This window comes from Parvibaculum sp. (assembly GCF_035511255.1).
Classification (GTDB): Bacteria; Pseudomonadota; Alphaproteobacteria; order Parvibaculales; family Parvibaculaceae; genus Parvibaculum.
Genome location: NZ_DATKFR010000261.1, coordinates 1 through 8,701 on the forward strand (window position 1 = coordinate 1; position 8,701 = coordinate 8,701).

Consider the following 8,701-nt stretch of genomic DNA (forward strand, 5'->3'; position numbering starts at 1 on the left):
AAATCGCACCCGTTCTTCCGGCGCGATCTCGCGGTCATATTCGAAGTAGTAACCTTCGAGCCCCGGCGCACCTTCGACCGTCTGCCCGGTGCAGACGAAACCGAGACGCGGATTGCCCAGCGAAACGCCATTGTGCCCGTGCCAGCCATGCAGCATGGCCTCGTTCACCTCCGATGGAATGGCGCAGATCGCGGTCCCCTGCCAGATCCAGCGCGGTGGCGGATAACGCACCCAGGCCTTGCGATCGGACTCGTAAATATATTCCGTCTTCACGCCGCCCAACGCATTCGAGAAGTAATGATATTGCGCGCAGGCGACCGCATCCGGCAGCGCATCGAGGCCGAGCTTCTTCAGTCCGGGCAGGAATTTCTCGAGATGTTGCCGGCGGAAATGCGCCTTGACGAAGCGCGCGGCTTCGCCCGCTCCCTTGCGCGTGACAAGCGTCAGCACCAGCCCCGTCATCAGCGCGTTGTAGATCAGCGCAACGGCCCGGTAGCCGCCGAGCACCGCATTTTCATCTCTCATGGCTCGTGATCCTCCCGCACTCCTTCTACCACGAACAGCAAGCGAGGCGCGACGCGGCGATTGCGCGTTGCTGGGAAGGTGTCTGCGGTCGTGCCTCATTCATGCGGGCACGTGATCGGCAACCTTATGGAGGACTTTAGATCGCGCGCCTCGTTATCCTGAGCGGCGCAGCTTTCATCTGGCACATCAGATAATTCTCCATCCACTCGACTTCGGACGTAAACTCGATATCCAGATCTCCATTCAACAGCCGTTCGACGAGTGTCTGTATCAACATCAGCGCTGCGTGCAGGCCTGCGCAAATGTGAATGCCGCCGCCGAATGTCGTAAGCTCCCGCGATGAGCGGTTGATGTCGAACCGGGTGGGGTCCGGGAATACCTCCGGATCGTGATTGGCCGCCCCCCACATCATGGCGATGACCGTGTCCTTCGGGATCAGCATTCCGTCATAGACGAAATCTTCGAGTACGAGGCGGTTCAGCAATATGGCCGGCGGCTCGACGCGCAATGCCTCGCGGATTGCCGAGGAAATCATTTCCGGGGCAATCGGCAGACCGCCAAGCGCTTCGATATTTTGCACAAGCACATAGATCGCATTGGTCGCGCCCAGAGCCGCCGTGTGAAATCCGTCCACGAGATTCCCGGAAAAAAACGCCCCGGCGTCTTTTGGCACCATGCCGTTGCGATATGGATCGTCCGGACAATCCACTTTATCGAGCCCCGCCGCCACACGCTCGGCCATCGGACACCCGCCGGAGGCAAGACTGCGCGAGACAGCGGTGCTGATCGTTTGGCCATAGCGTAGTGCCGCCGCATCTGCCTGCGCTATCTCCTCGAATGTGTGCAGGACATGGAACATGGGCGACAAACCCTGAACATGGGCGACCATGTCCTCTGTCTCCTCGGGCGTCATGCCGAGAACGGCGCCCCAGAAACGGGCCGTGAGCTTCTCCGCCACGTCCCTCGAAAGATCGACTTCGTCTCTCCCCTCGAGTTCGGACAAGATGCCGTCAACGACCTTGCTCGCCAGTTCCTTCAGCTCTCCCATCGACTTGGCCCCCACCTGAGCCGTGAGGATCTTGCGCAGGATGGTGTGTGTCGGTGGATTCATCGTGAAGATCTGATTCTTCAGAACTTCGGCGAGGCCCCCTCCGATCGTGCCGGGTTCGATGGTCGAAAAGTCCGTGATGTGAGAAAACTGAACACCAGGCGGCACAGCGCCCACCTCCGGGCGAACCGCCAACGCCCTCACGTCCTTATGCCGAAAGATTACCAAATTGCCGTCGGCATTGCGCATGAAGCGCGGCGTTCCCGGTCTGAAGGCCGCCTCGCAAAAGGCTCGAAAACTTTGCCGCCCTCCCGTGAAGCCGAAGTCTTCGACGGCGGGCAATGAATTTATTTCGAGCCTCTGCGGCGGATTGTCGGTCGATTCCATCAGTACACCACGCTAAATTCATCCGCGCTCGAACGCGGTCAATCATGCGATTTTTTCAATCGTACGGGACAAAAAATAGTAAAAACTATTATATGGGTTGTCAATGCGGTTGGACGATTGCTCTATGAATAGAGCGCCGCTAACTTGAAACACCGCAATCGAGACAGGCGGCGGGTCGAATGACCGAACCAGGTGCGAAGCGTCCATTGAAAAAAAGCAGGCGTAACAAGCAGGGCGAAATCGACCGTTTGCCGCCAGCGTCCGACAAGGCTGTCGAGACCTATAACAGGCTTGTGGAGTCAGCCGGAATCTTGCTTGGTGAGGTCGGCTTCGAACGCTTGTCGTCCAATGCGATTTGCGAGCGGGCAGAGCTTACGCCGCCTACCTTCTATCGATACTTCAATAACAAGTACGAGATTCTCGAGGTTCTTGCCGAGCGTCTTCTGACGAGATCGATGGACGCCCTTGCCATATGGCTCGCCCGGGATGAGATATGGGATGCGGAGGCCGACAATACCGCGGTGCTGGAGCAATGGTTCCGGATATCGTCTGACATTGTGGCGAGCGAGCCGGGCGGCATATGGACGATGCGCGCGATGCGCGCCCTGCCCCAGCTTTCTCATTTGAGGCTTCAGTCGCAACGGCAAATGACGAAGCAAATGTTTGCCGTCGCCCGAAAGCTCCGGCCGGAGTTGAATGAGGACCTGCTTTTCAAGCGACTGCGTCTTGCCGCCGAATTCGGCTATGCCGTCGATGAACTTCTTCTCGAGGAAGACCGAATTTCATCCCGGGCCCTGATCAAACAAGCTGCCTTCCTGTTCAATGCTTTCTTCGCGGCAATATTACGGGACCCGGATTGAACGAGGCGCAGCGCGCCCCGTAAATGGCTCCATCATCCGACGGAAGCGAGCGAGAAGCGAAGCGCTGCGCAACGGTTGTCCGTTGTTGAACGGGCGCGCGGTTCCTGCTGAAATTGCGGGCGCGGAAAAAAGCAGTCACGGCACAATCAAGTTGAGGATCAATGCAGAAAACCACCGAATGGTGGCGCGGTGCCGTCGTCTATCAGGTCTACCTGCGCAGCTTTGCCGACAGCAATGGCGATGGCGTGGGCGATCTCAAGGGTCTTGAAAGCAAGCTTCCCTACATCGCCGACCTGGGGGTCGATGCGATCTGGATCTCGCCCTTCTTCACCTCGCCCATGATGGATTTCGGCTATGACGTCGCCGATTACAACGCCGTCGATCCGCTCTTCGGCACGCTGGAGGATTTCGACCGCGTGGTCGAAGGCGCGCATCGTCTCGGCCTCAAGATCATCCTCGATCAGGTGTGGAGCCATACCTCCGACCAGCATGCCTGGTTCAATGCGAGCCGCCGCAAGCGCGACGGCGCGGAGGCCGACTGGTATGTCTGGGCAGATCCGAAGCCTGATGGCAGCCCGCCCAACAACTGGCTCTCCGTCTTCGGCGGCTGTGCCTGGGCCTGGGAACCGCGCCGACGGCAATATTACCTGCATCATTTTCTGGCGAGCCAGCCGAAGCTCAATCTGCGGCATCCCGCCGTCGTCGGCGCTCTCTTCGAGAGCGCGAACTTCTGGCTCCGCCGCGGCGTCGATGGATTCCGTTTCGACGCCGTCGACTTCATGCTCCACGACCCGGCGCTACGCGACAATCCGCCGGCGCTGACGCAGGACGGACAGGCCCCGCTCCGTCCCTTCCGCATGCAGCGCCACATCCACGACATGATGCATCCCGAAACCGCGCATTGGGTGTCGCGCATCCGCAGCTTCATGGACTGCTATGACGATCGGCTGACGCTCGGCGAGATTTCGAGCGAGGCCGGCGCCTTCAACCGCATCGAGGCTCTGACAGGCGAAAAAGGCACGCGGTTCAACATGGCCTATACGCTCGGCGTGATGAAGGGCGAGTTCTCGGCCGCGATCCTGAAACAGATCGTCGACAATGCCATGGCGGCAGAGCAGGAAGGATGGTTCTGCTGGTCCTTCAGCAATCACGACGTGGCGCGCGTCGCGACGCGCTGGCACCCCTCGCCAGACGGCACGCCCGCCTTCGCGAAGCTCGCTCTGGCGCTTCTCTTCTTCCTGCGCGGCAGCGTCTCGCTTTATCAGGGAGAGGAACTCGGCCTGGCCGAAGCGGAGATCGACCTCGCCGACATGCGCGATCCCTATGGCATCACCTACTATCCCGAATTCCGGGGCCGCGACGGTTCGCGCACGCCCATGCCCTGGCGGCACGACCGGCCGAACGGATGCTTCACGACCGCGCGCCCGTGGCTTCCGATGCCAGAGGCGCACCGCTGCCACGCGGTCGATCTGCAGGAAGCGGACCCGCATTCCTGCCTCGCCGCCACGCGCGCTCTGTTGCGGTGGCGTCGAGGCAATCGCGCCCTTCGTTGCGGCGAACTGGAATTACTGCCTTCCGCGGGCCCGCTGGTGATGCTGCGTCGTCTGGACAGCGAGCACGGCCGAGAAGCCTTCGCCGCCTTCAATCTCGGCAATACTTCCATCAGGCTCGACAGCCTGCCCATCGCCGATCTGACGCCGGTCGAGGTCGCCGGCTTTGAGCGCATCGAGGGCGGAAGCGGCATCGAGCTGCCGCCCTTCGGCGCCTGCTTTGCGGAAAGCCCTGCCCGCTGACCTGCCCCTGCTCGTCTATTTCGGCAAGATGTTCGTGAGGGTGGTAAGCACCTGGGTGAGCTGATTGGTGTCGGTCGGCAGGGTCGCACCGGTCGGCAACGCCAGGAGCCCCGGGAGAGGCAGGCTAGACGATGCGCCCGACGGAACGACATTGCCAAGAATGCCGCCGTCGCCGCCGGCAAGCGTCTGCGTGAGGAGACCGTCATTCGTCGGCACCATACCGCCCGGCGCGCCGAGCGCGGCCCCGAGCACGTCCTGACCGGCGAAATCCTCGACGAGTCCGCCCGGCCCGGTGATGCCAAGCGAGACAGGCGCCTCGATTTTGGGAAGCGCGGGCAGGTCCGGCAAGAGCGGCGCCAACGGATCGGCAACGCTTCCGAGTATCCCGTCTTCACCACCTGCGACGACTCCCGGAACCGGGCCGGGACCGCTGCTGACGAGACTCGCGACGACATCCTGCCCGAGCAGATCCTCCGCGAGCCCGCCGCCGCCGCTAACGCCGAGTTCCGGCGCCTCCTGGAGCAGCTCGCCGTTGGAAAGACCCGACAGGCCGGGTACCGTGATACCCAGCAACGACAGATTGCCGGATGTCGAAGAACCGCCACCGGAGCCGCTGTTGCCGTCGCTCGCACAACCGGCAAGCGCGATCGACGCCGCGACGAAGAGCGAAGTGTTCCTGAGGAGCATGTGCCGGTCTCCGCTTGACGATGAGTGAGCAAAAAAAGAGGCGGACCTGAAAGTCCGCCTCTCAATGATCATTGGCCGCTTACTTCGGCAATGCGCCGGTCACGGTCGTGAGAACGCCGCCGAGCGCACTCGTGTCGACCGGCAGGCCGCTACTGCCCAACGTGCTGGTCACAGTCGCCACGGCACCCGTGACAGCGGCGGTCGGATCCGAGCCGCCTCCGGCCAGACCGCCGAGAGCGCCCGTCACCGAGTCGAGAGGCGTCCCGGTCGTCGGAAGACCGCCGGCGCCGCCGAGCGCACCGGTGACCGTCGAGACAAGACCCGTCACGGCAGCCGTCGGGTCCGACCCCGTCGGCAGCGACGGGATCGTGCCTTCGGGGATGATATTTCCGACCGCTCCGTCATTGCCGCTGCCAAGGAGCGAGCCTACAAGGCCGTCCGACCCGACGACACCTGTCAGCGGATCCTGGCCGACGAGATCGTCCACCAGACCGCCGTCGCCATTGACGCCAAGAGCGGGAACCTGGTCGGTAATCAGGCCGAGCGGAACCGCAGCGGCAATCTGCTCGGCCACGGGCTCCAGCTGGCTCGACAACGGTGTGAGTGCATCGGCGGGAATGGCGCCGCCGACCTGGCCGTCGCCGCCGCCGCCGAGAAGACCGGTCGTTCCGAGAAGCGGATCGGTGAGAGCCGACACGCCGAGCGCATCGGTCGCACCGCCCTCGCCGGTAAGGCCGAGTTCAGGAACGGCGGTGCTGCCAAGACCGCCGCCGCCGCCACCACCGCCACTGCCCGAATTTCCATCACTGGCGCACGCAGCCAGAAGAGCCATTGCACTCGTGGCGAGTAACACATTCCGTAGACGCTTCATCATCATTTCCTCCCAACCTGGGTGAGCCCGCGATTTCAGGTGATCTGACGTGAACGCTACGCTCCGTCGGCGAATTATGGTGTAGAGCCGTGTGCGGTTGAGTGAGGTTTTGTTGGAAGCTGGAATATTCCGGGACAGTGGCCGGATATGATCCCCGTCTTGGCCCGTTCGGCACTCCTTAAGACGCGGTCGCTTTCGCATATGGAGGGACGCGACCAGCTTGTGTCGCCCCCATCATGTCGCAATCGGCCCGGAAAGAACCCATGGCTCTCGATGAAGCATCGGATATCGGCCTACCGCCTTTGCCGGCACGGCCGAGGCCGCCCCGCAAGGCACCCGGCCTCTCCGCCGCGCTGCTGAAGCCGAAACTTCTCACCAACCTCATCGCCTCCTTTCCCGACGTCTGGTACGAAAGCGACTATTCGGATTTCCGCATCGGTGTCGCAAATGCCGGCCGCGGAACGCTCATCAACGATCCGGAGACGATCCGCCACATCCTCGTCTCCAATGTGGAGAACTATCCGAAGGACGATAATCAGCTCGCGATCCTGCGTCCGCTTCTCGGCGACGGATTGCTCACCGCATCGGGCGATGTGTGGAAGCAGAACCGCAAACTCGCCGCGCCAATCTTTCAGCATTCGAGCGTGCGCGAATTCGCGCCGCTCTTCACCGCCGCAGCGCGACGCTCGGTCGGTCGCGTCCTGCAAAAAAATCGCGCCTTCTCGATCGACAGCGAAATGACACGGCTGACGCTCGAAATCATCGGCGAGGCAATTCTGAGCTCCGACCTCTCCGGCGACATTGAAGGAATCGCGGAGACGGTGACGCAGACGCTCGACAAATTTCCAGCGATGTTCCTCGCCGCGGCCCTGCTGCCGCCGCGTCTGCGCGATGGCTTCCTTGAGCGACTGGTGCAGCCAGGTCGCAGGCAGCTCGACGTCTTCGCCCGCAAGATCATCCAGCAGGCGCATGACGGCGGCCGCGGCAACACGCTGCTGACACGGCTCATGCAGGCGACACGCGCCGACACTGGACGGGAAATGACGATTGCGCAGGTTCGGGACGAGGTGGCGACGTTTCTCCTTGCAGGACATGAAACGACCGCAACAACGCTTTCCTGGGCCTGGTATCTGCTGACGCTCAACCCGGATGCGCTTGCGCGTATCCAGCGGGAGGTCGACGAAGTTACGGAGGGGCGCCCGCTGACGGCGGAGGATGTGCCGTCGCTGCGCTACACCCGCGCGGTTCTCGACGAAACGTTGCGGCTCTATCCGATCGTCGCCAACATCATGCGCACGACAATCGCCGATGACGACGTCCCCGCCGGTCTTACACTGCGCGCCGGACGCACCGTACTCATCTCCCCCTGGGTGATGCACAGGCACAGGCGTTACTGGCACGCTCCGGACCGCTTCGATCCCGAGCGCTTTCTCGACGAGAGGGCAAAAGCGCTTCCACGTTATGTCTATCTGCCTTTCGGCGGGGGACCGCGGGTATGCGTCGGCGCGAGCTTCGCGCTGCTCGAGGCTGTCCTGATTCTCGGCACATATGCACAGTATACGGATATAAGGGTCATCAATACCGTGGACGTCATGCCCCAGGCCCGCATCGTTCTCAGACCAAGCGTTCGCCTGCGGGCCATCGCGCGCGCCAGAAGCCCCAGGACGAGAACGGGCGACATCTGAAGGCGATCGCCGCCCCGTCCCCGAATGGCACAGCCGCGACCGGCAGACGGTTCGCGTCAGATCACACAGGGCGACAAAACCACACGAATTGCGATCAAGTTGTCTGAGCCAAGTTGATAGAGTCTCCCCAATGATTGGCATACGGAGAAGGCGCCGCTCGCGCCTTCGGCCAGACGAAGGGAGAGAAATTATGCGTATCCATTGCATCGTGGCGGCCGGCGCGCTCGCCGCTCTCGTGGCCGGACAGGCCCGCGCGGACACCCAGCCGCAGCATTATTATCTGCAGACTGGCTCCGACCTTGAACAGGTCTGCGCGAATCCGGCCAATGTGAAGGACATCCAGAACGCCGAACGTGAGCGGCTTCTCGTCTGCGGCTCGTACATCCAGGGCTTTCTCGGTCATTACGGTCTCGTCCGCCGGGAACTGACCTCCGCCCCTTTCTGCCTGCCCCAGAGCGGCGTCACCGCCGAAAAGGTTCGCATCATTTTTCTCGCTCTGCTGCAACAGAAACCCCAGATCAGGGATCTGCCTGCCAGCGTCGATCTGGCGACCAGCCTTGCCTGGGGATATGCATGTCCACGTACAGCAAGCGGAACGAAGCAGGGCGGCACCGCCAAACCCGCAGCAACGCATTAGAAGATGCGTCGGCAAATGGTCCTGTCCGGAAAAGCCCCGCCGCGCGCCGCCCGCGATCAGTTCGCAAAGGTCGGACTCGCTTCGCGCCGCTCGCGCCATTCCGACAGGAGCGCCACGAGCAGGTCGCGCAGCTCGTCGTCGCTCAGGCTTCGGACGGCGCCGCCAAGATCGCTCAGCACGTCGTCCAGAGGGGCAAGTCGCTCGTCGC

General features: G+C 62.3%; 7 protein-coding genes and 1 pseudogene. 4 read left to right on the forward strand and 4 right to left on the reverse strand.

Annotation, left to right across the window (positions count from 1 at the left end; genetic code table 11):
* Nucleotides 1-525 (reverse strand): annotated as a pseudogene (locus tag VMR03_RS10415) (hypothetical protein); the annotation flags it as partial.
* Nucleotides 526-661: 136 nt separating this feature from the next.
* Complete coding sequence (locus tag VMR03_RS10420; RefSeq protein WP_325404913.1) at nucleotides 662-1,960, reverse strand: cytochrome P450; 1,299 nt, start codon at nucleotides 1,958-1,960, stop codon at nucleotides 662-664.
* Nucleotides 1,961-2,139: 179 nt separating this feature from the next.
* On the opposite strand from VMR03_RS10420, the gene VMR03_RS10425 reads away from it, so the two are divergent.
* Nucleotides 2,140-2,820, forward strand: coding sequence for a TetR/AcrR family transcriptional regulator (locus VMR03_RS10425; protein ID WP_325404915.1), 681 nt, complete (start codon nucleotides 2,140-2,142; stop codon nucleotides 2,818-2,820).
* Between the two features lie 161 nt (nucleotides 2,821-2,981).
* Nucleotides 2,982-4,613 carry an alpha-amylase family glycosyl hydrolase gene (locus VMR03_RS10430; protein WP_325404917.1) on the forward strand — a complete coding sequence of 544 codons (1,632 nt, stop codon included), beginning with the start codon at nucleotides 2,982-2,984 and terminating at the stop codon, nucleotides 4,611-4,613.
* Between the two features lie 15 nt (nucleotides 4,614-4,628).
* Here the strand turns inward: VMR03_RS10430 and VMR03_RS10435 are convergent, their stop codons facing one another.
* Both VMR03_RS10435 and VMR03_RS10440 read right to left on the reverse strand, forming a co-directional pair.
* On the reverse strand, nucleotides 4,629-5,300 hold the full coding sequence (locus VMR03_RS10435) for a hypothetical protein (protein WP_325404919.1): 672 nt from the start codon (nucleotides 5,298-5,300) through the stop codon (nucleotides 4,629-4,631).
* A gap of 79 nt (nucleotides 5,301-5,379) precedes the next feature.
* Nucleotides 5,380-6,132, reverse strand: coding sequence for a hypothetical protein (locus VMR03_RS10440; RefSeq protein ID WP_325404921.1), 753 nt, complete (start codon nucleotides 6,130-6,132; stop codon nucleotides 5,380-5,382).
* Between the two features lie 302 nt (nucleotides 6,133-6,434).
* Here VMR03_RS10440 and VMR03_RS10445 point away from each other — a divergent pair, with 302 nt between their 5' ends.
* Nucleotides 6,435-7,856 (forward strand): cytochrome P450, encoded by a 1,422-nt coding sequence (locus VMR03_RS10445; RefSeq protein WP_325404923.1) that lies wholly within the window; start codon nucleotides 6,435-6,437, stop codon nucleotides 7,854-7,856.
* Between the two features lie 190 nt (nucleotides 7,857-8,046).
* The gene (locus VMR03_RS10450; protein ID WP_325404925.1) at nucleotides 8,047-8,493 is read left to right on the forward strand and encodes a Rap1a/Tai family immunity protein; all 447 of its coding nucleotides are present in this window, start codon (nucleotides 8,047-8,049) and stop codon (nucleotides 8,491-8,493) included.
* Nucleotides 8,494-8,701 lie beyond the last annotated feature (208 nt).